This window comes from Paenibacillus sp. EKM10P (genome assembly GCF_011800655.1).
Lineage (GTDB): Bacteria > Bacillota > Bacilli > Paenibacillales > Paenibacillaceae > Paenibacillus > Paenibacillus polymyxa.
This window is the reverse complement of record NZ_JAALET010000068.1, coordinates 1-599: the sequence shown is the minus strand read 5'-3', so window position 1 is coordinate 599 and position 599 is coordinate 1. Positions and strand designations below refer to the sequence as shown.

Genomic DNA, 599 nt, shown 5'->3' with positions numbered 1-599 from the left:
GCCTGGGAAAACGAAGACGGAGACAAGGATCTGTGTGCGTATGTCGTAGCCTCGGAGGCGCTGAATTTGCCGGAGCTGCGCAGCACACTGCAGCCCAAACTGCCGGGCTATATGATCCCGACGTATGTCGTACCCCTGGATCGTTTACCGCTGACACCGAATGGGAAAATCGACCGCAAAGCGTTGCCCGCACCGGAAGCGCGCCTCGAAGGAGGCACGGAGTACGTTGCGCCGCGCACAGAACTGGAAGAGCAGCTGGTCCGTATTTGGCAAAGCGTTCTGAATCATCACCAAATAGGCATCCAGGATAACTTCTTTGAAGTGGGAGGACATTCGCTGCGCGCTACAACACTGATGGCGAAAATCCATCAGGAGCTGAATCACAAGCTGGCCTTGCGAGATATTTTCCAATATCCAACAATTGAGCAATTGGTACAGGTGATGGGTGAAGATCAGACCCAGCAAACGTATGTATCCATACCTGTGGCAGAGGAGCGCGAGTATTATCCCGTTTCCTCGGCGCAAAAACGGATGTACGTTCTGAGTCACCTGGAAGGTGGAGAGGTTAGCTACAACATGCCAGGAGCTTTGATTATCGA

1 protein-coding gene is annotated in these 599 nt (G+C 53.1%); it reads left to right on the top strand.

Going from position 1 to position 599, the window contains the following annotated elements:
* Positions 1–599, top strand: a 599-nt coding sequence (locus HFE01_RS26430) for a phosphopantetheine-binding protein (RefSeq protein WP_167442906.1), incomplete at both ends; no start/stop codon positions are given.